Consider the following 24738-nt stretch of genomic DNA (forward strand, 5'->3'; position numbering starts at 1 on the left):
GGCAGCGCGTGAAACCGAGTTCCTCTTCCGCTGAAAGTAGCCACCCGGCCTCGGTTTCTATCATCGTGACCAACTATAATTATGGCCATTATCTTCAGGCGTGCCTGGATAGCTTGCACGCCCAGACGAGCGCGCCGGACGAGATCATTGTCGTCAATGACGGATCAACCGATGGCAGTGCTGATATACTTGCGAGTCAACGGCGGGTGACCGTAATCGATCAACCCAATGGTGGGCAAGCTGCGGCGTTCAATGCAGGGTTTGCGGCGAGCTGCGGTGAGATCGTGATGTTTGTCGATGCAGATGACAAACTTGATCCGCAGGCGATTGAGGTTGTCCGCCGGTTGTGGAGCGATGATATTTCCGCCCTGTCCTATGGGCTTCGTATGATCGATGGGCAGGGGCGGGGAATTGGCCAATATGCGATGGATTTACCAGACAGTGACTTGCTGGGCCGCATGCTCAGCCATCTGGCTATCCCGTTTATGCCTACCAGTGGGAATGCTTTTCGCCGCGACGCCATTGGTTGGGCTTTTCCTTTGCCGACCGAACGCTGGCGTATAAGTGCGGATGCGCTGCTTGTGCGGGTGGCGGTCATGGCGGCCCCGATCCGGCAGATCCGGCAGACTCTCGGGGCATATCGGGTTCATGGTCAGAATAATTATTTTCGCAGTGGCACCTCTGGCCCGTGGCGTGCCAATCGCGGTCTGCGCGACATTGCGCAAGCCGGGTTGGATCTGATCGCGCTTTCTGATCGGGCCAAGCGAGAATTGCCGCGTGCCCACCGCTCTAAGCTGTTGTTTGCAGCCACACGAAGTCAGATGAAAGCGGAAAATCTCGTATTCGACGCACAGGCGTTAATCAGGTTTCGCAAAAAGGCGCTGACGCTTGCCCGCGGTGCGAGAATTTCGGCCAGCCTGTGGGCGTATCTGACTTGTGCCCGCTATAGCCCGACGATCCGAAAGTGGGGCATCGATCCACGCTACCAACCGCGCATTGTTGGTTTGGTTTTGGACGTGTTTCGGGGCCGTGGGCTAACCCGTGATCTGAATGAGCCTGTGGCAGTCCGCGCACCCTTTGCCACACGTCTTACGCCAGGGGTTGCGCCGCCTCAGGACCCGCTGGAATGGTTGAAGGGACCGGAATGGTCTCGCGATCACAGCACTGGGGGCGCGGATCTGAGCGCTGATGTCGGCCGGTTCACACTTGCCCGGGCATGGTCTGGTCCTGCGCGGCTTAGCTTAGAAATAGGCCCGCTTCCGGGACCACCACTGGATGTCGCGGTGTTTCACAATGGGATGCCTTTGGGTTCCGATGAAGTGAAATCGAGTGCGACGCTTGAGTTCCTGCTGCCCGAAGCATCCTCAATGCCACCACCGCCAGATGAAATCGAATTGCGGATCAGAGATCGGATCAGTGCTCGGTTCGGGCCGTTGTCACGGGCTTGGCACAGGGCTCATCGTCTGCAGATCCATCGCATCGGGTTGAAACCAGAACCGGCCGAGCCACCTTCAGCCGTAGTACCGGTGACCGGTTCTGCGCAAATGTCTGGGCTTGGCGATGTGGTGCAAAAGCGAAATGGACAAGTGCTGCTGGGTGAGCGGTTGATCGGATCAGGCGAGTCGCTGTCAATTGCGATACCACCGCTGAAGCCGCCCTTTTGCCTGCAGTTGAACTTTGCGCCGGATCAGGTGCCCGGCGCGTTGACATTCGGGTTAAACGGTACCCTCTACCACGCTGAAATCGGCCCCTCGGGTCAATGTCTGATCGAAATACCCCAGACACTGGACGTTTTTCATAGCCCCGCGGTGATACGTTTCGATCTGCAACCAACCGAGTTTCTGGACGATCCGGTGGTCGCATTGCAAAGCCTGAGCTGGCTGCCCGAAGGGCCGATTGGACGCTATGGATTGCCTGCATTGGTGCCGGGCGGTTGGGCCGGTCCTGGGGCAGGGCAAGCGTTGCTGCCGTTCCTTTCAGATGGATGGCAACATGATCCGGACGGAACCGCGTTGATGCTGGGCAGCGCTGCACGACTTGTGCTTTCTCAAGCGGCGGTGGGCGCGGACGCGGTGCTGCGCCTTGATCTGGAGCCTTTGGACCCGTTGGCCCTGCGCGATAGGCTGGTGCTGGTGATCAGCGCTGATGGCACCCCTCGCACAACAGTGCAACTGACGGGTCCGGGTGTTGTTGACGTAGATCTTGGTGAACTTCTGGCAGGTCCACACCACCGGATTGAAATTGACATAATTGCAGCCACCCGTCCGCCGAACGACCAAGAGGATGAGGTCGCGGGAGATCACGGTGGACTGCGATTGAACCGGATTGGATTAGCAGCCGGGACCGCGCAGGTAGATGAAACTGCCAAATCTGTTCAGGCTCTACCAGATATGCATTTGGCCCGCGTTCTGACGCAGTTGCGGAAGGCATTACGGCAAGGGGCTGACAGCGGAACTCTTGCGACACTCAGAGACGAACTATTGAAGGCAATCTCCGCGCTCAGCCCCTCAGCTGCGTTTGGGGGGCTGACAGCGGATGATCTGGATACACTGGTTCAATTCTCTGCGAAACTTCCGTTCCGCAGACAGGACTTTAAGTCCTTGGATGGGACCGACTGGCTGCGTGATTTGGCGCAGCGGATATTGCAGGGCCCGGGCTTTGTTACTCTGCGGGGTGTGAAACTGACTTCGCTACCCGAGTTGACGCCCGATTTTGCCCAGGTACTCGGTCGCTATCTTGTCGCCGATCCGGTTGCGGGGACCTCGAAATTAGATTTGCAAACTTATCAGGAACATCTGGTTTCGGTGCTGGCTCAGGCACGCGCTGCGATTGCCAGCAGTCCCGAAGACAGCCCGCTCGGTCACCTGGCGGATCACATAATCACCTCTTTCGAAGCCCGACAATTACTGTTCAGCGACCTGCCGCTGCGACCCCATGTTCAGGGGTTTGCACATGCGCTTGAAGCCAAATTGCTGCGTGCAGGGTTCGATCTGTTTGCTCCGCAAGCCAGCCACTGCGGAGCACGCCGTGGTCCGTTGAAAATTGGGGTGATCCTGCACGACACGAAACCTTCACCCGAAACCTGGATATGGCGGGCGCTGTTGCGCAAGCTTCCAGCTGATCGGGCAGAGGTGACGATGTTTCTGACCGAACAGAACGCGGCTCCTGCCTCGGGTTTCGAAGGATGCAAGATTGTTGGCCTGGCGGGGCACTCTCTTTCGGCGACCGTGGCAGCCATACGAAGGGCGCAGATGGATGTTATAATACTGGGCGCAAACTTTTATGGTCATTGCTTCATGGCCGAAGTTTGCGCCCATCGATTGGCACCACGGCAGATTGCTTTGTCGGCCGCGTTTCCTGCGACCACGGGCTTCGCAAGTGTAGACAGCTTTGTTCTGGGTAAATCGGTTGCGCCGTCTCGTGCGTCCAAAGACTATTCTGAATCAGTATTGTGGGCCCCGGGTGCTGGGCAGGCGTTCGACATTCCACCTGCGCCCGATGTTGATGACCAGTCGAAACAGTTGACACGCCGCCGCGTGGGTGTTGAGGACGGGTCGGTCATGCTGGTGAGCGGCGCGATGAGTGATAAGATTGGGGCAGAAGTCTTGCAGGTCTGGACGCAGGCGTTAGCTGCCGTGCCAGACGCAGTGCTGGTGCTTTATCCTTTTGCCGAAAGTTGGCAGCAGACATATGATACCTCGGCCTTTAACGCCCGCGTGTCAGAGGCCTGCAGGGCCTCGGATATTGATCCGCAACGCATTCGCATTTTGCCACCGATCCCGAATATCGAGGTCAAGCAGGTGTTGGCTGCTGCAGACCTTTATCTGGACAGTTTCCCTTATTCCGGGGCCACGACGACGGTCGAAGCCCTGCAGTGCAACCTGCCGGTTGTTGCGATGAAAGGCACCACTCAGCGCGGTCAACAGGCGGCGGGATGGCTGTCAGAATTCGGGCTTGATGATTTGATTGCCACGTCGCGCCGCGCCTATGTCGAGATTGTAGCCGGTATTGCGAGCGATCCTGCACGATTGTCCGCGGTTCGAGACTGGATCGCAGAAAACCGGGATGCGGCGATGGCGCAACATGAATTCGCGAAATGGTTCGAGGATTTGCTTCTGCCCCGACATCAGACTGGGTCGGAGCCGCGTTACTTGTTTCACCACATGCCAAAAACCGGGGGCACCAGCCTGAAACGGGTTTTCGGCAGTTGGTTTGATATGGTCGAGGATTATCGCGCACCCTGGGCCTACATCATGCCACCCAAATTAGATCTGGACACACTTGGCCCAAACGCCATGCTGTGTGGTCACTTTGCTGCCGACTGGGCGCCACTGCTGGAAAGGTATCCACAAACCGCTGAACCTGTTCGATGGCGCAAAATCACTTTTCTGCGCGATCCGCTAGAGCGGGCGATTTCGATTCACGCTTACGAAAAGAAACTGCGGCTAGAATATGATCAGACCTATGAACCTCTTCCGTTGGGAGAGTATCTGCGCAGCAATGAGGGAATCTTTCTGACGCATTTCGAGTGCAATGAAAGCGACTGGCAAAAGGCATTGGACAGTTATTGGTTTATCGGCACATTGGAACGGATGCCCGAGTGCCTGAACTATCTGGCCGCGGCATTGGGTAAATCTGCCCCCGATTTGTTGCCGCATGACAATGCGAGCCCGCGTACCGAAAAGGTCACCGATGAAGATATTGCCATCTTCCGCGCCAACAACGCGATCGAGTTTGAGATTTACGACGCTGTAGCCGCACGGTTGGATGTGTTATTGACCGAGCATTCGGGCGATTAGATCACGGGCCGAATACCGCGGGGCCCAGCCAGGGTAATCAGCCTGAAACGCGCGCGTGTCCGATATCCACCATTGATGATCCCCATACCTAGGATCAGGATTATTCTGACGCGTAACCTCGCGACCTAGCAGGTTCTGTGCGATGTCCAGCGCCTCGATCACAGAAACCGAACTGTTGCGCCCGCCACCGATGTTATAGACGCCCAGTTGCTTGTCCCCCAGAACCACACGCACAAAGGCCTCGGCCAGATCGTCGGCATGCAGATTGTCGCGCACTTGCTTGCCGCCATTACCAATCACCTCGTAGATATCGCCGCGCAGAGCCGTGCGGCAAAGGTAGGACAGGAATCCATGCGCTTTGGCACCGCTATGATCCTCACCGGTCAGGCAGCCGGCCCGAAACACCGCCGCTTTCAGGCCAAACCGAGTGGCATATTCCTGAACCATCAGATCAGCAGCAACTTTTGACACACCAAATAGGCTGTGCTGGGTTTGGTCGATTGACATGGTCTCATCAATGCCATGCAGGTAATACGGGTGATCCGGCGATGGCTCCAACCGACTGGCATGTTCCTGCAATGGCAGCAGGTTGGGACGCGCTCCATAAACCTTGTTGGTCGAGGTGAACAGAAACGCAGCGCTCGGGGCAAACGAACGACAGGCCTCAAGCAGGTTCAGGGTCGCCGTGGCGTTGATGGTGAAATCAGTAGTGGGATCGCCCGCAGCCCAATCATGCGAAGGTTGCGCAGCCGCATGGACCACCACGGCAAGATCCTGGCCAATCTGCCGGAATAAGGCGTGGATCGCGTCGTTGTCGCGAATGTCTAGATTGTGGTGTACATAGCCAGGGCAGTCAGCTGCAAGCACCGACTGCTTGCCCGCGTTGCTGGCGGCATCGCCGAACAGAACCCGCCGCATGTCATTGTCAATGCCGATGACCTCAAATCCCAGCGTGGCAAAACGGCGAACAGCAGCTGCCCCGACGAGTCCCAGCGATCCGGTCACAAGGGCCAGGCTTTTTGTGGTCACGCACTGGGTCTCCGGCTGGTTTGGGATATGCGGAAAATCCCATATCCTTATCGCAAAACGTAACGATATCGCGTATAAGGAACAAGCTTATTTAAGGTTTCACAATTGCTCAGCTCTTCGGTTTCAGATGGTGCGGCTTAGTATTTTCATAACGACAGCGCTGTTTTTTTTGGTGCTGGCGGCCACGGGGTTGGCTCAGTCTGCCGGGCCGGGGAATGGAAAACGCGTGGCTTTTGTGGTCGGAAATTCGGCCTATCAAGGTCGTTTGGGAGAGTTGCGTAATCCCGTCAATGACGCCACAGATATTGCCGCTAGGCTTGAGCAACTAGGATTTGAGGTCATTCTTGCCACCGACCTGAGTTTGCGCGCCTTTCGGGCATCATTGCTGAATTTTGCCACCGCAATCGAAGGTGCTGAAACCTCGTTATTCTTCTATGCGGGGCATGGTGTGCAGGTGAATGACGAAAACCACCTGATACCGGTGGATGCGCGGATTGATCGGGACCGCAATCTGTCGGATGAGACAATCACCGTGAACCGGATCGTGGGTCTGATGAACCAGTTCACAGAAACATCAATCGTTCTGCTGGATGCGTGCCGTGACAATCCGCTGACCAGCGACATACCGATCGGTGGGCAGGTCGATGGGTTTGGCCGGGGTCTGGCTCGGGTCAGGGCAGATGGCGGATCCTATATCGCCTTTGCCACAGCACCAGGCAATGTCGCTTATGACGGAGAAGGGCGGAACAGCCCGTTTACCAACGCTTTGCTGGATCATATCGCAACACCAAATATCGACATTCGCCTGATGATGGCCGATGTGCGGCGTGATGTATTCGCCGCCACGCAGCAAAGGCAATTGCCGTGGGAGAACAACTCACTGATAGGGCGGTTCTTCTTCGACGAAAACAGTGCATTGCAACGCCTGGACAGCAATGCCCGCAGCGAGGTTGAGGCCTGGCAGGCGATTGCGAACTCAAATCAGCGCGAAGACTATGCCGCCTTTTTGCAGGCTTTCCCTGATGGCAATTTTGCTTCGGTGGCTAGCCTGAAGATTGGAGCGCTTGAACAGGCCGAGGAGCGCGCAAGCGCTGCGCAGTCGGCCTTTGTACTTGCGCGCGCCACCAACACAGAGGACCAGTGGAACAATTTTCTTGAAACCTTCCCCGAAGGGATTCTGGCAGATATTGCGCGCGAGGAATTGCAAGACCTTCAAGACGATCTGGAACGTAACCGTATGACGCTGGCGGAAATTCACTGGCGCTCGATTGAATCGTCGCGCTCAGCTCCCGATTTCCGGATGTTTCTTTCACTTTATCCAAACGGGGAGTTCTATGATCTTGCCGAGCAACGTCTGGAAGCGACCCTGCGCGCCGAAGAGATCGTAGGTGCATTGACCGATGGCGCATCACCCGAAGAAGTCAGCGATGTGCAGCTTGAACGCGAGATTAAGCGCAAGGTAACGCAGATACCTGTGCAGTTCATCCAATACGGATTGAATGCGCTGGGGCATCAAGTGACTGATATTTCCGGTGTACTGGATGCACCCACGCGTCGGGCGGTGCGCAATTATCAGGCGACGATTGGTGCCACGCAATCGGGCCGGCTGACACCACAGCAAATCGTTGATCTTTTGCTGTCAGCGGCAGCGTTGGGTGACAGCCATGCACTGACAGCGACGGGGATCATGCTGACCTCGGGGCAGGGGTTGCGCAAGAATGAGGAGATGGCGCGCCAATGGCTGGACCGAGCCGCGGATCAGGGCAATGGGCTGGCGATGGCCAATCTGGGGATCCTGTATCGCGACGGGCTGGGGGGCGAACGTGATCTGTCTAAGGCCCGGTCATTGTTGACGGTTGCGGTGACTCTGGGGGTCGAAGGGGCCGAGCCTGTATTGCGGAGCCTTGGGAATTGAGGGCGCTGTTGATCCTGCTTGTCGGGTTGTTGCCCGTACCTGCCGCTGCACAATTGCTGTTGCCGACGCCCGAGTTGAGGGTGGAAAAAGACTGTGGCATCTGCCCCGAAATGGTGATCCTGCCCGACGGCCTGTATATGAGCCGCGCCCCCGTGATGGTCGAAGAGTTTCGGGCTTATGTTCAGGAAACTGGCTATAAAAACGACGGCTGGGGCTGCAAATGGAATTTTCCGGGCTTTGAGCAAGGACCGCGCCATCCGGCAACTTGCATCACCTATCAGGGCGCTCAGATTTACGCCGATTGGCTTCGTTCGAAAACAGGCAAACCCTATCGTTTGCCGACCGCCGAAGAGCTAACTTATGCGGTAATGGCCTCCGAAACAACAAACTACTGGTGGGGTCAGCAGATCGGTCGAGATCGCGCAACCTGTCTGGGATGTGGTCGTGCTATGGACGCGGTGGGAACGACGCCGGTGGATTTGCACGAGGCCAATCCGTTCAACCTGTTGGATGCGGTGGGCAATGTCTGGATTTGGACCAGCGATTGCAACTCTGCCACCTGCGAAGAGCGCATTTTGTTGAGCGGAGGGTGGTCAAGCCCGCCGTCGGATCTGCGGATGAGCAAGCGTGTGTTCAACGGTGTAAGCGTACCTTTCAATACATATGGCATCCGGGTGGTGAGGGATTTCGAATGATTTACGTAAGAAGGCTATGGCCTGTTTTACTGTTCTGCCTGACGGGGGGCGCTGCCTGGGCACAGGTCGCGGGCGATGTGTTCGCCGATTGCGATGGCTGCCCCGAGATGATCCTGCTCGACGATGGCACCGCCATCGGCGCAACGCTAGTCACTCGCGCGCAATTCGCCGATTTCGCGGCTGAATCTGAGATACCGGGCACCGAAAGCTGTTTCATCCGTATCGCAAAGCGATGGAAGAACACGCCCGGCAAAGGCTGGTCAGATCCGGGTTTTGAACAAGGCCCGGATCATCCTGCGGTTTGTATGAACTGGCTTGAAGCCACGGCGTATGCCGACTGGCTAAGTGAAAAGACAGGGCAGTATTACCGCCTCCCGACCTTTGAGGAATCTATGGCGACCACGGCGGCAGGGGCGGACACGGCCTATTGGTGGGGAGATGATTTTTCCGAAGTCTGTTCCCACGCCAATGCCGCCGACGCCAATTTCAAAGCGGCTTTTCCTGAAGATGGGCGCAAAATTCTGACGTGTGATGATGGGTATGCGTATACCTCACCAGTCAAAGCCTACCCACCCAATCCATTGGGGCTTTATGATGCGGTGGGAAATGTCTGGCAATGGACCAATACCTGCCTCAAGGGCGATTGCTCGAACGCGCTGTTTCGCGGTGCTTCTTGGGTTGTTCCAGCGCAAAACCACTTTCGCAATGACGGGCAATGGGCTGATCGGATCATTCTGCGCAACTCGGCCGTAGGCTTTCGCGTCCTGCGGGACGTGCAATAGCCAGATGCCGCACACCAGAGATAGCAGCAAGAAAATACTCGTTACCGGCGGTGCGGGATTTATTGGTTCACATCTGGTGGATCGATTGCTGGCGCAGGGTCACGATGTGTTGTGTGTCGACAACCTGTTTACCGGATCTAAGCGTAACATTGCGCATCTACATTCGAATCCGAATTTCGAATTCATGCGCCATGATGTTACCTTGCCGCTGTATGTCGAAGTGGATGACATCTACAATCTGGCATGCCCAGCTTCGCCGGTACATTACCAGCACGATCCGGTTCAGACGGTCAAGACGTCGGTGCATGGGGCGATCAATATGTTGGGGTTGGCAAAACGATTGAATGCGCGGATATTTCAGGCCTCGACCTCCGAGGTTTATGGGGACCCCGAGACGGCAGAACAGTGCGAAGAGTATTGGGGCAATGTCAATCCAATCGGGCCGCGATCTTGTTATGACGAGGGGAAGCGCTGTGCAGAGACTTTGTTTTTCGACTATAATCGGCAACATGGGTTGGACATAAAGGTAGCCCGAATTTTTAACACTTATGGCCCAAACATGCATCCATCAGACGGGCGGGTGGTTTCGAATTTCATAACGCGTGCGCTGACCGGTCAGCCCCTGATCATCCATGGCGACGGAAGCTATAGCCGATCGTTCTGTTATGTGGATGATCTTGTCGCCGGTATTCTGGCATTGATGGAAACCGATACAGGGGTGACGGGGCCGATCAATCTTGGCAACCGACAAGAGATCACGATTCTGCAACTTGCGGAGCATGTGTTGCGATTAACCGGATCATCTTCAAAGATTGAATTTCAGGACCGCGCGCCCGATGATCCCAAACGTCGTTGCCCAGATCTTACCCGTGCGCGGGCAGTGTTGGACTGGGCGCCACGGATAGATCTTGATGAAGGTTTGTCGCGGACAATAATGTACTTTCGGAAAAACCAGAGTTGAAATTCAGGCCGTCAGCTTAGTGCCTGAAACTCTACACGTCTGTTTTCTTCGGCTTTCGTGTCATTGGTGTTGACCGGAAATCGTTCCCCCATGCCAACAGTTTCCAGACGCTGGGGTGTGATGCCGCAATCCTGTACCAGATAGCGGGCGACTTCTTTTGCGCGCAGAACTGACAGTCGCTGATTGTATTCATCCGACCCGGATGTGTCGGTATGGCCGATTATGCGAAATTGCTCGATCGGGCTGGTCTGCATGGCAGTGCACATTGTCGACAACTTGGTCTTCTGGCTTTGATCCAGCGCAGCGGAATCATAGCCAAACTTGATCTGCAGATTGATCTGCAATTCGGTGTCGAGCTTGGCATAGACCAGAGGTTTGTTTGGGTCGACCACGCCGGAGACTTGAGTGGTGTTAGATGTTGCCGCGGTATCGGCGTCCGGCGTGCTGGTATCTGGTGTTGTGGTTGCCGTTTCGACCACAGGTGCAGTTGTGGTTTGAACCGGTGCGATGGCCGCAAGGCTTTCCGGGCTCACGGCTTCGGCCTGAATATCCTCGACCGTAACCAAAGATACACCGCGAGCTTTTGAACTGCCATCGAGCGAGCGCGTCAGCGGTTGGTTCTGGACCTCGATTTGACGGTTGAAGATCCTGTTGATCTCTTCCGGTGTCATTTCCTGAGCTGAGACCGGTAGGGTCAAAACAACTAGGCAAACTCCGCCGATGTATCCTGTCAAAAACCGCATCTGAATCACCTAAGAAAAAAGAATTTGTGCGGTTTCGATACTAGGCTAATATCGATGAAAATTCAATTCTGACTTTTCTGCTTGTTGTTACATTGGCCCTTTGTTTTCGGGCTGCTGGACTTGGAAAAACGCTCAGCATGACGGTTCCGACGACCAAAATTCCACAACCGCCGCCGCGCGCGGCATTGCACGTCACCGGAGCTGGGCTGACCCACGCCGGATGCGTCCGTTCTGACAATGAAGATGCTGTTCTGACCGATCCCAGCGGCGTGTTGTGGGCGGTGGCCGATGGCATGGGCGGATATGGGCACGGGGATGTGGCCTCTGACATCATCACGCGCACACTTTCCGAAGTGACAGACACGATGATGGCGACACCTGCGCTGCGTAGCGGTCTTGAAGCGGCGAATGCCGAGATTCAGGCGAATGCGAAATCTAATGGCGTGCCGCCCTTCGGGGCTACTGTGGTGGCGCTCATGTTTCAGAATGGCTTGGCCAACATCGTCTGGGCCGGCGACTGCCGCGCCTATCTGATGCGACAACGTTGCCTTAGATTGCTGACGCGCGATCACACCGTAGTTCAGGGGATGGTCGATCAGGGGCTGTTGCGCGGCGAGGACAGCGCCCGACACCCAGATGCCCATATCGTCACTCGGGCCGTTGGCTACGAACCCGAGGTCGAGCTTGATGCGTTGTCTGTGCCGGTGGTCCCTGGTGATATTGTGGTGCTGTGCAGTGATGGACTGACTGCGTGTTTGGGGGATCACGACATTGCTGACCTCGTGTCGGCGGCAAACAACCCCGAGGCACTGTGCGTCGATCTGATAAGGAGTTGCCTGGAGCGTGGGGCACCGGACAATGTTTCGGTGATTTCCGTCTTCGTGCAGGAGGCGCGCTGATGCGGCAGGGCACGCTGATTGGTCCGATCATCATTGCCATCGGCCTGATCGCAGCGGCCGTCATATTTGCGGTGGTTGGCGCGGTATTGCAGACTGCTGATGGGGGCACTGAATTGCGTCTTGATCGCGCTGAGGGCAGGCTTGAAGAGCTAACGGCTGAGGTCAAAGACCTGCAGCAGGCACTGGACACAGCCGAGAAAGCCATTGAGCGGCAGGAAGAAGCCGGCGCCTTGCTGGCAGCGCAAGTGCCGGCTGCGTCGTCTGGTGGTTCAACGGGTGCGACGGGGCAAGGGTTTGATTTTGATTTGACGCAGGCAATCCCGGAGATCGAGGATCACATTGCGACCGAAGAAATGACCGAGGTCATGAAACTGGCCAAGACCCGATTCAACAAAGGTATCACGCAACCTCGCAATTCAACCATGTTGCAACTGTTGGGCCAACCACGTGGTAGCTATGGTACGACGTGTCAGGGGATCACAAACCCGTCGCTGAAAGCGCTGGTTGAAACGCGGCAGGTCGGGCCGATCCGGGTTACCCTGTTGCGGCCCGCGTTGGACTCGCTGGAACGAATATTCAACACGCTGCAGGCTACTGAGCCCGACATTTATGCGGCTCTGGGAACAGCGGGTGGTCTGTGTGTGCGATTGATCCGTGGTTCAAGCAGCTCAATCTCAAACCACTCCTTTGGAACTGCGATCGACATCAAGTTGCAGGGCAAGCTTGACGGGTTTGGCGATGGGGGCACGCAGTTTGGCCTGCTGTTGCTGGCCGAGCTTTTCAATGCTGAAGGCTGGTACTGGGGAGCAACCTACCGACGCGAGGATTCAATGCACTTTGAAGTCGGTGAAGAGACACTGCAGCGTTGGCGAGCAGAGGGTCAGTTGTAACCGATGGGGCGCAGAGACGCTCAGACCGAAGCAGCCAAGCGGGTATTTGAAAAGGCCGCAGCCCCGGTGTTCGACCTGATTGACCATATGGACGAAGAGGTGCGCGCGGGCGAGACAACCCTGCTGGCGCGGGTCGAAAGTGCGTTGACCGCATTCACTAGCACTCTGGAGCGCAGCAATGTTCCTCAACCGGCGATAGCGCCTGCGCGCCTGACGCTCGCGGCGCTGGTTGATGCGCGTGCGCGAGCGCAAAGCCGGTTGAAATTGGCCTCGTGGGGTGTGCTTGCGCAGAACCGTCTGTTCGACGGCCGCGACATACCCCTGAGCAGAATACGCGAATTCGCGGCAACCGCCCGAGAAGCCGGGCCAGAATATGCAGGTCTGGCGGAGTTTCTGGAAGATGTGGCGAAGCAGATTCAGACTGGTGGGCGCAATTTGACTCGGTCCCAATCAAGTTGGGGGCTGTTCGCGGCGCTTAGTGTAACGGTGTTTCTTCTGGCACTGACGGGTTACGCGTGTTGGCTGGAATACCGTTTTCACACCAGGATATCTGAGAGTTTTCAGCAGGACATACAGGGACTCACGATAACTCCCGATGTACCGAGAGCTGAACTTGCGCAGTCGCTCACCCAATTGTCCCGAGCACATGACCGGGTAGCGCGTGCGGCGCAGTACGCTCCATTCCGTAGGGTGGTGCGCCTGCCCGGATTGGATAGTGAAACCAATGCTGAAGCAATCTACCGCGAAGCGGTCGCTACAACCGGTCCCGCTACCCTGGCCGCAGTGCTAGAGGAGGTTCTTGCAACCGAAGGCGACAGCCTCAAACTCTATGACGCCCTGCGAGCATTTGCAGTACTCAGCGGGGATTTGGACTGGTCCTCCGCATATCTCGAAGGGTGGTTGGAGGATAATCAGAATGGTCTAGAACTGCCCGGATTTTCACGCCATGTAGCGGCGTTTCCACAGCCAGACGGCACAATTCGCCCGAGTGATACACAGGTGTTCGATCAGGCTCGCGTCTTTGCCAGCGAAACCTCCGAAGCTGACAGGGTTTGGCTGGAACTTCTGCGTGCACCGCAGACAAGGTCGTTGCCGCCATGGAACCCAGAGGTCAGTTTGCCGGGCCTGTCGGATATTCTGGTTCGCAGGTCAGGTGCTGCGATGGACACAACCGTTCCAGGCCTGTTCACGCAGGAAGGTTGGGCCTATGCGCGCGATTATGGCATCGGCGTTGCCGTGCAGGAGGCCCGAAGGCTGACACCTGCGGTTCTGGACCGGGCCCCACAACCGGTCAATCAGACGCCGGACGATGTTCAGGTCCGGCTGCATAAGGAAACGATTGCCATCTGGACCGATTGGTTGGCCGATCTGCGCGTTGAACCGTTCGACGATCCGGATCGCGCCATTCAGGTCTCGGGAACACTGGCGCAACGCACGAACCCCTTGTCGCAAGTGTTACGGACAAGCTGGGCGCAGATGGGTGGTCAGGACCGAAGCCGAAGCTTTGACCAACAGGTCGAACTAGGCCGGATATTTGGGCCAGTGATCCAGTGGATGGATGAAGGGGGCATGGCCGAGCTCAACCAGTTGTTTTCCACCTTGAATGTGGCGCTCAGCACGCGGCAACGTGACACTGAAAAGGGCACCGAAAAATTGGTCAGTGTCCAAGAGCGTGTGCGTACGATCAACGTGTTGCAGACCGCCCCACGGATTATCATCCAGATCGCAGAGGACGTTCTGGCGCAGGCCAATGCCGCCGCTTCGCAATCTGGCGCCGATCCGCTGATCCTGCGCTGGCAGCAAGCGATCTATCCGACCTGCCGGGCGGCTTTGGATGGTCAATTCCCTTTTGCAGACGGTTCAGATGCAACACCGTCCGACGTCACTGCACTACTCGCTCCCAGTGGCAGCCTGATGCAATTCTACAATGCGTATCTTGCGCAATTTGTCGATCAGTCCGCACGGCCCTGGCGCTGGAAACCAGAGGCGCGGTTTGCCGGGCTTGACCCGGACTCGGCTGCCTTTTTCGAACGTGCAGTCCTTTTGTCCGAAGCGTTGTTCGATGCGCAGGGACAATTAAGGCTTCAGATCGAAATGGCCACGCTGGCAGAACGCGGCACAACGGTTGTTGCGCTGGGCGGGCAAGGCGTACCCGTGCGCGCGACCGGAGAACCGGCAACCTTGACTTGGCCCGGACCAGCACCGCTGATGGGGGCAAGTATCAGTTTCCGTGAAGGTGTCGGAAGCGCCGATCTGACAGCTGTCGGATACTGGGGTTTGCTTCGACTATTGGACCAGTTTCGGTTGCGGTTTCGTGATGAAGGTGCCCGAGTTTTGGTCGACATACGCAGCAACGAAGGACGCGCCTTTGTTGAAATGGTGTTCCCGGATGCGGCCAACCCGGTCGCCGCGCGCCGGCTGATGGCGGGCTTTTCCTGCCCGCCGCGCCTGTAATTGCGCCGTGGGACTCTGCGCAGAGCATGGGCTGTGCTACATTAGGGCGCAGTTTTGAAAGAGATTTTCAGGAAGTGAGTGTAGTGATGTTTGACAAAAGGCATTTCCAGGCTATGACCGTGCCGGTCGATACACCCGACGACCCGGAGGGATTGCGCTTTGCCCGGATGACTGGTTTCGATGCGATCAGTACCTGTTTCAAATTCGAACTGACGCTGCAATCAGCGGATTTCAATGTCAGTTCGGAAAAACTCTTGGGAACTCCGGTAACAGTCAGGGCGGGTGTCGAAGACTACACGCGCTATTTCCACGGGTTGGTTGATCAGTTCCGGTTTGCGGGTCTGAAAGAGGGGTGGGGATTATATGAACTCACGCTCAGACCCGCGCTCTGGTTCCTTTCTAAAACCACCGACAATCGAATTTTTCAGGCCAAAAGCGTCGTCGAGATCATCGAAGAAATTCTGGGTGAACAGGACAATCTGCTGTTCGAGCTGCGCCTGAAAGAAAGCTATGACCCGCGCGATTATTGCGTTCAATACGGCGAAAGCGATCTGGATTTCATTCAACGTCTGATGGAACACGAAGGCATCTATTACTTTCACGAGTTCGACGAAGGCGAACACAAGCTGATATTAGTTGATGACATTGCCACCCTGACGACCACCGAGGGGATGTCCGAGATTGAATTCGAAGGTGACAAGCTGGATTTTGCCGAGGATCCGCAAGTGATTACCGATTGGGACCGAACGGATGCCGTTGTTCCGGGCTCATATGTTCACACCGATTATGATTTCACCAAGCCTTCTGCCGATCTGATGGCTTTGGACGAACTTCCCGTTGGCCATGATGAGGACGATAAGGAACGCTACAGCTATCCCGGAACCTATGTGGATCATGGTCGCGGCAAGGATCTGGCCACCGTTCGGCTGCAAGAGGGGCTGTCTCCCGCTCAACGGATCGTGGCGGTGTCTACCGCGCGTATGCCCTGGTCAGGGGCGCGGTTTAGTTTGGTGCTGTATCCTCGAGATGCGGAGAATGCAGAATACTGTATCCTGCGTGTTGACTATGACCTGCAAGGTAAGGCCTATTCATCACTTGTGGGTGATGATGAAGCGTCCGGTTTTGAGGCACGTTACCTTCTGATGCCCGGCGATGTTCAGTATCGCCCGCTGCAGGTAACGCCAAAATCTGTCATGCGCGGTCCGCAAACCGCTGTTGTGGTGGGCCCTGCCGGAGAAGAAATCCACACGGATGAATACTCTCGCGTCAAAGTGCAGTTCCACTGGGACCGGGAAGGGGCGAAGGACGAAAATTCTTCCTGCTGGGTGCGGGTGTCGTCAGTCTGGGCAGGAGCGGGTTGGGGGTTCATACAGATCCCACGCATCGGGCAGGAGGTTATCGTTGATTTCCTCGAAGGGGATCCTGATCAACCGATTATTACCGGTCGCGTCTACAACGCAGAACAAATGCCCCCTTACGGGTTGCCTGATAACGCGACTCAATCGGGCTGGAAATCTAACTCGTCACTTGGCGGCGGTGGTTGGAACGAGTTGCGTTTCGAGGACAAGAAAGGATCGGAAGAGGTCTATTTTCAGGCCGAAAAGGATCATAACGAACTGGTCAAGAACAATGAAACCCGCACCATTGGGAACGACTGGGTCGAAGATGTGGGTCATGACGGCACCCAATCCATTGGCAATGACCGAACCGAAAGCGTAGGTAACAACAAATCTACGACAGTGGGGGTGAACCGCGATGTCAGCATTGGCAGCCATGACAGCGAAACTGTTGGTGCCACGCGTACGCTGTCGGTAGGAGATACGGAATCGATCACTATCGGTTCCAGTTCGACTGAAACCATAGGATTGAACCACACCCAAACGGTGGCCGCATTGCAGACGATCACCGTGGGCGCGGCGCGTACCGATACGGTGGGTGCAGCCGAAGTCCGCTCGGTTGGGGCAGCGCAGACCAACACAATCGGCATCAGTCGTCAGATGACTGTTGGGGCGCAACAGGATCACGAAATCGGTGCAGATGACGGCTGGAAAATCGGTGGTAACCAAAAGGTTGAAATCGGTGCCACGCAAGATGTCGAGATCGGTGCGGATGGGGCTTATAAAATCGCCGGCAACCGCTCTGTTAATGTTGCCAAAAACTCGAAACACGTGATCGGTGAAGTGATGGAGGTCGAGGTTGGCAAGGACCTGTCGATCAAGGCCGTCGACAGCATCACTTTGGTGTGTGGCGACGCAAAGCTACAGATGAAAAAGGACGGGACCATCGTGTTGGAGGGCAAAGACCTGTCACTGAAGGCCAGCGGCAAAATTGTCGCCAAGGCCAGTGGCAATATGACCCTAAAGGCCAGCAAGATCAGTCAGAACTGACCCTGCCTCATCCAAACAGGTGGGCAAGGTATACTTCCGGGGCCGCAGGCGCGTCTTTCGCCCAAACCACTGGAGGCGCAAGCGGGTCTGCCGTCTCAGCCGGGGGGGCGATTGGCCGCAAGGTAGCAAACAGCGCATCCGGATCAAGGGCTCCGGTTTGGGCCTGATGCAGCGCTGGGCGCAGTATCGTGGCCCAGTCTTCGATCCCGGTTTGATCAGCAGCTATTACAGGGCAGCACGCCGCCAATGGAAAATGACGCCCCGCAGCGTCATGACTGGGCAGGATTATCAAGGCCAGCTTTAGCTGTGGCCCTTCGATCAGAGCATGCAGGCCGGTTTCGGGCCAAAGCTCGGGGTAGCGCGCTGGTTGGGCAAGATGAAGAGTAAGCCAACGGTCTAACTGGGGCCGAATGCGCGGACCTAATCCCCGCGCGACGAAATCGCCGGATGCAGGCAGTTTGCCAAAGAAGCCGGTTGCCATCGATCAGAACCCGCTTGGGCAGTCAAAACCCGAGAACATCGACAGATCAAATGGATTGTCTACTGAATTGGCCCGCAGATCAAAATCTGCCTTATATCCGCTTGCCGAAAGACTGAGGCGGAACACCTCGGGCAGCGTGGTCGGCGACAGACGTCCAGCCCGGATCAGACGCAGAAACGCCCACGAGCCAGTCTGCGAAGTGATCACTTCGGTCGAGCCATCCACCGGAGAAAAGCTTATCGTGATCATGTTTGTGCCATCCGGTCCGGGCCATGTCATCGGCATCGGCCGCGCCGCCGCGTTGAAATAGCTGAGTGTCTGTCCATCCAGGCTTAGCGTGACGCGGCTTGCATTGGCCGACAGGTCTTTGGGTTCCAGCGCGAAGGACATTACTGGACCCGCACCGCCGGGGAACAGGGCCTGCCGCATGGCGCGTGCGTTCTGGAACGGGGACAGCGATGCCGGATCCAGACCCAGATCATTCCGCCAGCTCCAGGGTTGGGTTGTGGTATCGATATATGGGGCCAAATGGTTGTCTGTGAAACTGTCAATCAGGCCACCGGGCCCGAACAGCCGAGCGAAATCGGCGGTATTCACATCAATCGAACTGGAAGGATCGAATGGGTAACGACCCCTTGTGGCAGAAATACAAAACGGCATCACATCTGCCCGCCACCGCGCGCTGAGCCCGGCGATTATTGCTTCGCGTGTGAATTCGATCGTGTCACCTGCGATGCCGCGCACCCAGTCGTTGATCGGGGCGGGCAGGAATTGCGCCTCGTCTGCGATAGCGCCCGTCAAAACCGGCAACCCGCCACGCGCCAATAATTCTGCCTGAGGGTTGGCCCCGGCAGATACGGTCTGAAGTTCGTTATACAAAGCGGTCAGCGCGACGGTTGTGTCACCGATAAGCGGTGGTTGGCCTTCGACTTCTTCCACGACACTGCGAATGGGCTTGAAGTGATCAGCTACCGGCGCACCGGGTAAGGCGGCGGTTGCGCCTCCGCCAGGTCCGACGATCTTGGATCCTTTTTTGGCCAGTTTGCCAACTTTGCCCAGCTTTTTGGTCGCGAGGTTCAACAACCCTTTGGGTGGTCCGCCGCCGCCCTCGGCGGCTTCAACACGGGTCAGATGAGTTTGTGCCACAACCTCAAGCAACAAGCGCCTGAGAGCACTGTCATCCGAGGACAGATCCTTGAGGTTGACACGCGCGGTATTCAGATCGGTGATCGGGGCCAGCCGGATATCCCGCAGGAAACTGTCCCACTGGGCCACATAGTCGTCGTAATACAGCTTCAGGATATCCGCCTCGAGCAGGGTTGTGGTCGTTTCCGAGCTTTCGGCACATCCGCCTTCGAATACAGCGCGGTCCAGAATGGCCTGTGCGGCCACATCGGGTACAGCAGGCAGGACGGTTTTATGGAATCCATCATAGGTAAAAGCACCCGGCAGCCCCACACGTAGGGTTTTTTCGGACAGCCGTGTCAGAACCCGCGTCCCATTGGGGCCGGTATGTTCGGCTGGTATCCATTCCTCTAGCCCCGAAATCTGGGGTTGCCGCATTAGTGACCGATAAGCCCGGATCGCAAGCGGGATTGTGCAGATGCTTTCCAATGCAGTGTTCACAAGCGCCGGATCGGGGTCAATGCGGTCTTCTTCATTGGCCATGCGGGCTATGGCGGCCAGCTGATGATCAACGGCGTCTTGCGTTGGGAAAACATCGATGGGTGCATATTCAGGCAGATCCACCTGCCACCATTCAGCGATGAAATCTGCATCATAGGCGGCCAGCCCGGTCATCATCTGATAGGTTTTTAAAGCACCCAGCAGAAAATCAGGATCGCGGGAATGGCGCCACATCGTCGCCTCCAGCGTCGCCACCATACGCGGTTCTAGAATGTAGCGCAGCGTATGGTCATAGGCCAAAGACTGTGCCTTACCCATTTCAGCCTCGGCTGTGGGGCCGAAGATGGTCATAAGCCCGGTCTGCACGGGGCTGTTCGAATTTGCAGTTTCAGTGGCCGCATCCAGAGCCAAATCAAGATCCAAGGGATCGGTCGGAGCCTGACGCGCGGCGACATTGGCCAGCCTTGCATTCAGCTTTGTCAATTGCCGTTCCTGATCGGTCAAACCGCCAGAGTAACGCAGATAGGAAAACGTGAACATCAAAGCAGCCAGTACCGTGACCAGCGTCGCAGCTGCCAGTGTGCCGCGGAACACCCACCGCCGACGATCCTCGGCACGCGGGTCGAATGTGCCCAGCCCGGCCTCTTTGAACACAACCTCAGTCAGCAGATTGCGCAGGAAGAAGGATCGCTTTTCCCCCATCGCGCGGGGTTTGGGGGGTGTGACAGGCAGGCCCAATGATTGGCTCATTCCGGTGATCATCTGATCAATGGGTGAGCCTTCCTGCGTGGCTGATGTCAGGTAAAACCCGCGTAGCCACGGGCTGTCCTCATAGCGGCTTTCACCAAAAACGGCGTCGATCAGATGTTTGATTGGTCCGCTCAATTGATCCAGCTGGCTGGGAAAACGGAAAGCTGCGCCGCGCTGATCCAGCGGCAGGTCCGAACTCATGCGCCCAATCAGGCGGTCTTCCAATTCGGATTGCAGGGCGCGGGTCTCGCGGTCAATTGCAACACTGTCCACCCGTGCATCGGTGGGTAGGGTTGCACCCCAAACCTGTTCGCGGTCGCGCGTGGACAAATCCGCAAAGAACGGCTCAAAACCCGGGATCAGATCGGCCTTGGTGATCATCAAATAGACCGGCAATTGCAGGCCCAGTTCGTCCTGCAGCTCGATCAGGCGTTTGCGTAATTCTCGCCCATGTTCACGGATCGAGGCTTCGGACCCTGCAAGTTCCTGCACCGACAAGGTCAGGATCACACCATTCAGCGCACGCCGACCGCGATGCTTGGTAAGCAATTCCAAAAACCCTTTCCATTCGGCGGCATCAACCTCGGCATCGCTTTGTTGCTGAACATAACGGCCGGCGGTGTCGACCAGAACGGCCTCTTCGGTAAAGAACCAGTCGCAGTTGCGGGTCCCGCCGACGCCTTTCAGATCATCAGACAGATCGATCGGGAAATGCAGACCGGAATTGCGCAATGCTGCTGTCTTGCCGGTGCCGGGGGGGCCAATGAACAGATACCAAGGCATATCGCGCAGGAATTTGCGACCACCCAGTTTCGACCGTTTCATCTGATCCATGATCTCGGCGAATTTGGCGTTGACCTCGGCGATGTTTTCTTCACCCGGTGCACCGGGTTCTTCCGGTGGGGTGGCGGCCAGTTCGGCGACAAACATGCGATTGGCGCGCGCGGCTTTGATCTGTTTGTACAGCAATCGCAGTAGCCAGAGGATCCAGATGACGCCGATGGTAATAGTCCGAGATAGGTCGCTTTCCAGCGGCGCGGTCTCGCCGAATTTCAGCAATCCGCCGAATAGCCAGATCAGTGCCGACAGCAGACACAGGCCGATAATTGTCCACAACAGGCGGGAAAAGAGAAAGCCGAAGATTGCTTTGGCAACGCCCATTCTCAGACCCTCTTCTGCACGATGATTTCGACACGGCGATTGCGGGCCCGGCCATCTTTGGTGCTATTGTCGGCAATAGGTTCTGCCGCCGCGCGCCCTTCGACTGAGATTAGATCGGCAGGGACACCGGCAGCGATCAGAAGCTCAGCTATCTTGGCAGCGCGCGCTTCGGACAGGCCTTGGTTGGACTGGAACGGATTGGAGCGTTGAACCGGGATGCTGTCGGTGTGGCCAACAATGCGCAGTTTCCCGATGATCTCCTGATTATCCAGAATGACGCTGGCGATTGATCGCACCAGCGTTGTATATTGCGGGTTCAGATCAGCTTTGGCCGAGCGAAATACCTCGGGGTTGGTGGCCTGCATGACCACAATGGCCAGCGAGACATCTTCTCGGCCGGAAAGCGCAGATACGGTCTCTGTCGGCGCGGCCTGTGCGAACAGGGGCAACAATTCAAAGAGCAGCGGTTCGGGGATCGGGGCAGGTTCTTTAACGGTCTCGATAATTGGACGGAAAATAGATGCGCGTTCGGGTGGCGGCAGCACCTCGGCAAGCGCATATAGCTGCTCGCCCTTGTTTGACAATCGAATGCCAAGACCGACATAAACCAAGGCCATAAAGGCAACGGCGATCAGGCCGACTGCCCATAGCGGAACGATGAATCCTGGATTGTCATGATCGGCGACAACGCCCTGCCAATGGGGCGATAAAGCCTTGTCGTCGGCATCGCGATCGGTCAGCGCCCGGGCCAGTTGGGAACGAAGCTGCGTCAGCGCAGCCTCACCGCTGGCCCCGGTCAGGCGGTGCTTGCCGCGAAACCCTAGCGACAGGCAGAGGAACGCCAGCTCGGTCAGATGCGGGTCGCGTTCGGGAAACCGCAGCAGATCTTCAGTCAGTTCAAAGAACCGTTCACCCGCGTCGACATTGCCATAAAGTTCCGCCACGAGCGGCATTCTTGGCCAACCCGAATTACCGCCCCAGGGCGTGTTCAACGCAATGTCGTCCAGAAGGGCGGCAACGAACCAGGCACCCTTGTCGGCCTGGCCCAGCGATAGCCCGGACGAAACCGCGCTGTCGCGCGCATAAGTCAGGTTATCCAACAATCGGGCGCGCAGAACCTCGGGATTTTCTGGGGCCGAGGCGGATTCAAGTTCGGGCGCCAATCCGAGCAGTGGAGAAAACGCATTGACGAACGGATTGTCCGAGTCCCGCGCATCTCGTAGCCGTGCATCGGAAACCGGCACGGTTGCTTCCGAATGGCCGTGTTGCGACGCCGCGGCTTCGCGCTTTTTCGACACCGGTCGAATGCGGGTGCGGCCAGCATCTTGACCCAGACCAAATGGATCATCCTTTGTCATGGTTTGCGGCTCACAGCGTAGCAGTCGATATCAGGGTCTCGCTCCAGCTTTCCCGCCACCCCCAGAACAAAGCCTGGCGCGTCGGCCAATGCCGCCCAATGTTCCGAGTTACGGTCAAGTTCCAGACACAGCCTGTCACCGTCATATGGAATTTCGCGCGGCTGTGAATGAAGAGGCTTTAGCGGGATGCCCGGCAGCTTGGATTTCCATAGATCGTCGAAATCACTGGCGGCGCCAACCGTGGCCTGATTGATGAAAATCTTGCGCATCATCTCTTCGGACATGTCGCCACCGACACGAATGACGATGCGGTTGCTTTCGATAATCTCGGGGTTGTCGATGCGTACCGTCCAGATGTTGTCGGCATGCCGTTTGACGGCCAGCGCGCGCGATTTTGGCTCTACATGCAGCAGTGACAGCACCAGCGACCGCAGCGTGTCGGTCAGGGCATCGAAGGCTGGTTGCGGGTCTGTGTGATCGTAGACCGGGAATTCGGCCAGCCTGCGCGAGGATGAACCAAATGTAGCCATCTGGCCAGCCAGCCCGGAAAGCTCCATGAACAGGTCCGAAGGGTGGATGTTATTTTGCGCAAGGATATGAGCCATGCGGGGTCGCGCAGCATTCGCTAGCTGCAAGATCAACAGGTTCTCCATTGATGCACCGGTGCCACCCAGAACCATTTTACCATGCGCCTCTGCAATCCGATCAAGACCGGTTACCAATTCCTTTAGAAAAGCGGCGTATCCTGGCTGCGCCCCTAGCGTCAGAGCAGGGGCCAGGAACCCCGCAGCCAATGTCACGGCACCGTCAGAGTTCAACCCGTTGATGCGCGCGATTGGCAATATGGTGTAGCCTGCGGCGTCGTCACCGGGCAGCAACAGCCGAGGGGCAAGACGGGCCACTTCCATGTCGGTGGGATCAGCCCCGCCACGAATAGCATCGCGCACGGTTATGATCTCTCCGCGATAGCGCGTACCCGAAGGGTCCGCATGGCTGGGATCAATCTGCGCGGCGTCGGCCCGTTCCAAAGGCACGGCCAATTGTACCAATCCCGCTTCGGTATCCGCACTGACCTGAACAGGTGGTACTGCAGCGGTGCTGTGAGGAATAGTAAAGACAGTGCCGTCGGGCAGGATACCTTCGGCCTTCTCAATACCTACAAGCCCTGCCTCCAGAGCATTTCCATCCAAAGTCAGGGTTCCAAAACCCCAGCTTTGCAGTGGTGTGGCGCGGATTGCGCGGCGGGTCAGCCATTCGTGGTGGCGATCTTGCTGCTGCAGATGTTGCGTTCGCAGGAACAGTCCTTCAGACCAGACCACCTTGTTGCTATCGGTCATGCGCAATCGGCTCCTTATGCGGCTCAGGCGTCCTGAAGTTGCAGACCCGAGGGTCCGGCGGAGAGAATTACTCCGGCATTTTTGCTTGGTGCGGGTGTTTTGGCTCGGAACTGCTTGCCTACAGGATCGCGGAAGGCAGCTACTATGCCAACAACCGTTGTCTCCGGTTGCATGGTAAGGGTTTTGGTCGCGACATTGCCCGGTGTCAGAACGATCTGATCGGCCTTGACCAATTCACTGCCCAAGGCAGCCGTCGGGTCCTGCAATGCAAAGAAATCTGCGCTGTCAAAAGCACCGGTTCCTGACATCTGCAGCAGAAAGATGGTCAATGGGCGTTCCTGCCCGTCAGACCCGGGATTGGCACCGGGCATCCCTTGGGCCGACACAGTCAGAGTACCTGGTTTCTTACAGGCTGAAATGGTTAGCATCGCGGCGACGCCGCCGATGAATATACGTCGGTTCAGTCTCATC

16 protein-coding genes are annotated in these 24738 nt (G+C 57.0%); 9 read left to right on the forward strand and 7 right to left on the reverse strand.

Annotated features, from left to right (window positions below; genetic code table 11):
• Positions 1-8 precede the first annotated feature (8 nt).
• Entirely contained in the window at positions 9-4799 is a 4791-nt protein-coding gene (locus Q1B46_RS18465) for a glycosyltransferase (protein WP_299950328.1), read from the forward strand.
• Here the strand turns inward: Q1B46_RS18465 and Q1B46_RS18470 are convergent.
• Complete coding sequence (locus tag Q1B46_RS18470; protein WP_299950330.1) at positions 4773-5828, reverse strand: NAD-dependent epimerase/dehydratase family protein; 1056 nt, start codon at positions 5826-5828, stop codon at positions 4773-4775. The genes Q1B46_RS18465 and Q1B46_RS18470 overlap by 27 nt on opposite strands.
• A gap of 226 nt (positions 5829-6054) precedes the next feature.
• Here Q1B46_RS18470 and Q1B46_RS18475 point away from each other — a divergent pair, with 226 nt between their 5' ends.
• The 4 genes from Q1B46_RS18475 to Q1B46_RS18490 are packed head-to-tail and all read left to right on the forward strand — an operon-like array spanning position 6055 to position 10181.
• On the forward strand, positions 6055-7743 hold the full coding sequence (locus tag Q1B46_RS18475; RefSeq protein ID WP_299950332.1) for a caspase family protein: 1689 nt from the start codon (positions 6055-6057) through the stop codon (positions 7741-7743).
• Positions 7744-7751: 8 nt separating this feature from the next.
• Positions 7752-8438: an SUMF1/EgtB/PvdO family nonheme iron enzyme gene (locus Q1B46_RS18480; RefSeq protein WP_299950334.1), complete on the forward strand. Its 687-nt coding sequence runs from the start codon at positions 7752-7754 to the stop codon at positions 8436-8438.
• The gene (locus Q1B46_RS18485; RefSeq protein ID WP_299950336.1) at positions 8435-9220 is read left to right on the forward strand and encodes an SUMF1/EgtB/PvdO family nonheme iron enzyme; all 786 of its coding nucleotides are present in this window, start codon (positions 8435-8437) and stop codon (positions 9218-9220) included. The genes Q1B46_RS18480 and Q1B46_RS18485 overlap by 4 nt, the downstream gene beginning before the upstream one ends.
• A gap of 4 nt (positions 9221-9224) precedes the next feature.
• Entirely contained in the window at positions 9225-10181 is a 957-nt protein-coding gene (locus Q1B46_RS18490; RefSeq protein ID WP_299950338.1) for a UDP-glucuronic acid decarboxylase family protein, read from the forward strand.
• Positions 10182-10192: 11 nt separating this feature from the next.
• Here Q1B46_RS18490 and Q1B46_RS18495 read toward each other — a convergent pair whose 3' ends face one another.
• Entirely contained in the window at positions 10193-10924 is a 732-nt protein-coding gene (locus Q1B46_RS18495; RefSeq protein WP_299950340.1) for an OmpA family protein, read from the reverse strand.
• A 137-nt stretch (positions 10925-11061) separates the two neighbouring features.
• Here Q1B46_RS18495 and Q1B46_RS18500 point away from each other — a divergent pair, with 137 nt between their 5' ends.
• The 4 genes from Q1B46_RS18500 to tssI all read left to right on the forward strand — a co-directional run bounded on the left by Q1B46_RS18500 (position 11062) and on the right by tssI (position 17554).
• Positions 11062-11823: a protein phosphatase 2C domain-containing protein gene (locus tag Q1B46_RS18500; RefSeq protein ID WP_299950342.1), complete on the forward strand. Its 762-nt coding sequence runs from the start codon at positions 11062-11064 to the stop codon at positions 11821-11823.
• A complete protein-coding gene (locus Q1B46_RS18505; RefSeq protein ID WP_299950344.1) occupies positions 11823-12713 on the forward strand; it encodes a M15 family metallopeptidase in 891 nt (296 codons plus the stop codon). Before Q1B46_RS18500 ends, Q1B46_RS18505 begins: the two co-directional genes overlap by 1 nt.
• A gap of 3 nt (positions 12714-12716) precedes the next feature.
• Positions 12717-15167, forward strand: a complete 2451-nt coding sequence (locus tag Q1B46_RS18510; RefSeq protein WP_299950346.1) for an ImcF-related family protein — start codon at positions 12717-12719, stop codon at positions 15165-15167.
• 86 nt (positions 15168-15253) lie between these two features.
• On the forward strand, positions 15254-17554 hold the full coding sequence (tssI, locus tag Q1B46_RS18515) for a type VI secretion system Vgr family protein (RefSeq protein ID WP_299950348.1): 2301 nt from the start codon (positions 15254-15256) through the stop codon (positions 17552-17554).
• A gap of 7 nt (positions 17555-17561) precedes the next feature.
• Here tssI and tagF read toward each other — a convergent pair whose 3' ends face one another.
• Genes tagF through tssJ form a run of 5 tightly spaced genes read right to left on the reverse strand, consistent with a single transcriptional unit; the run spans position 17562 to position 24737 of the window.
• Complete coding sequence (tagF, locus tag Q1B46_RS18520; RefSeq protein WP_299950350.1) at positions 17562-18035, reverse strand: type VI secretion system-associated protein TagF; 474 nt, start codon at positions 18033-18035, stop codon at positions 17562-17564.
• A gap of 3 nt (positions 18036-18038) precedes the next feature.
• Entirely contained in the window at positions 18039-21572 is a 3534-nt protein-coding gene (gene tssM, locus Q1B46_RS18525) for a type VI secretion system membrane subunit TssM (RefSeq protein ID WP_299950352.1), read from the reverse strand.
• A gap of 2 nt (positions 21573-21574) precedes the next feature.
• Positions 21575-22930 carry a type IVB secretion system protein IcmH/DotU gene (icmH, locus tag Q1B46_RS18530; protein ID WP_299950354.1) on the reverse strand — a complete coding sequence of 452 codons (1356 nt, stop codon included), beginning with the start codon at positions 22928-22930 and terminating at the stop codon, positions 21575-21577.
• On the reverse strand, positions 22927-24267 hold the full coding sequence (gene tssK, locus Q1B46_RS18535; RefSeq protein ID WP_299950356.1) for a type VI secretion system baseplate subunit TssK: 1341 nt from the start codon (positions 24265-24267) through the stop codon (positions 22927-22929). The genes icmH and tssK overlap by 4 nt, the downstream gene beginning before the upstream one ends.
• Positions 24268-24290: 23 nt before the next feature.
• Positions 24291-24737 carry a type VI secretion system lipoprotein TssJ gene (tssJ, locus tag Q1B46_RS18540; protein WP_299950358.1) on the reverse strand — a complete coding sequence of 149 codons (447 nt, stop codon included), beginning with the start codon at positions 24735-24737 and terminating at the stop codon, positions 24291-24293.
• Position 24738 lies beyond the last annotated feature (1 nt).

This window comes from uncultured Ruegeria sp., from assembly GCF_947500045.1.
Classification (GTDB): Bacteria; Pseudomonadota; Alphaproteobacteria; order Rhodobacterales; family Rhodobacteraceae; genus Ruegeria.

What these genes read in the sequence shown, in the direction of transcription:
- tssK (WP_299950356.1), bottom strand. Translation starts at nt 24,267, where the DNA reads ATGACCGATAGCAACAAGGTGGTCTGGTCTGAAGGACTGTTCCTGCGA.
- Q1B46_RS18485 (WP_299950336.1), top strand. Translation starts at nt 8,435, where the DNA reads ATGATTTACGTAAGAAGGCTATGGCCTGTTTTACTGTTCTGCCTGACG.
- icmH (WP_299950354.1), bottom strand. Translation starts at nt 22,930, where the DNA reads ATGACAAAGGATGATCCATTTGGTCTGGGTCAAGATGCTGGCCGCACC.
- Q1B46_RS18500 (WP_299950342.1), top strand. Translation starts at nt 11,062, where the DNA reads ATGACGGTTCCGACGACCAAAATTCCACAACCGCCGCCGCGCGCGGCA.
- tssJ (WP_299950358.1), bottom strand. Translation starts at nt 24,737, where the DNA reads ATGAGACTGAACCGACGTATATTCATCGGCGGCGTCGCCGCGATGCTA.
- tagF (WP_299950350.1), bottom strand. Translation starts at nt 18,035, where the DNA reads ATGGCAACCGGCTTCTTTGGCAAACTGCCTGCATCCGGCGATTTCGTC.
- tssI (WP_299950348.1), top strand. Translation starts at nt 15,254, where the DNA reads ATGTTTGACAAAAGGCATTTCCAGGCTATGACCGTGCCGGTCGATACA.
- Q1B46_RS18495 (WP_299950340.1), bottom strand. Translation starts at nt 10,924, where the DNA reads ATGCGGTTTTTGACAGGATACATCGGCGGAGTTTGCCTAGTTGTTTTG.
- Q1B46_RS18505 (WP_299950344.1), top strand. Translation starts at nt 11,823, where the DNA reads ATGCGGCAGGGCACGCTGATTGGTCCGATCATCATTGCCATCGGCCTG.
- Q1B46_RS18490 (WP_299950338.1), top strand. Translation starts at nt 9,225, where the DNA reads ATGCCGCACACCAGAGATAGCAGCAAGAAAATACTCGTTACCGGCGGT.
- tssM (WP_299950352.1), bottom strand. Translation starts at nt 21,572, where the DNA reads ATGGGCGTTGCCAAAGCAATCTTCGGCTTTCTCTTTTCCCGCCTGTTG.
- Q1B46_RS18510 (WP_299950346.1), top strand. Translation starts at nt 12,717, where the DNA reads ATGGGGCGCAGAGACGCTCAGACCGAAGCAGCCAAGCGGGTATTTGAA.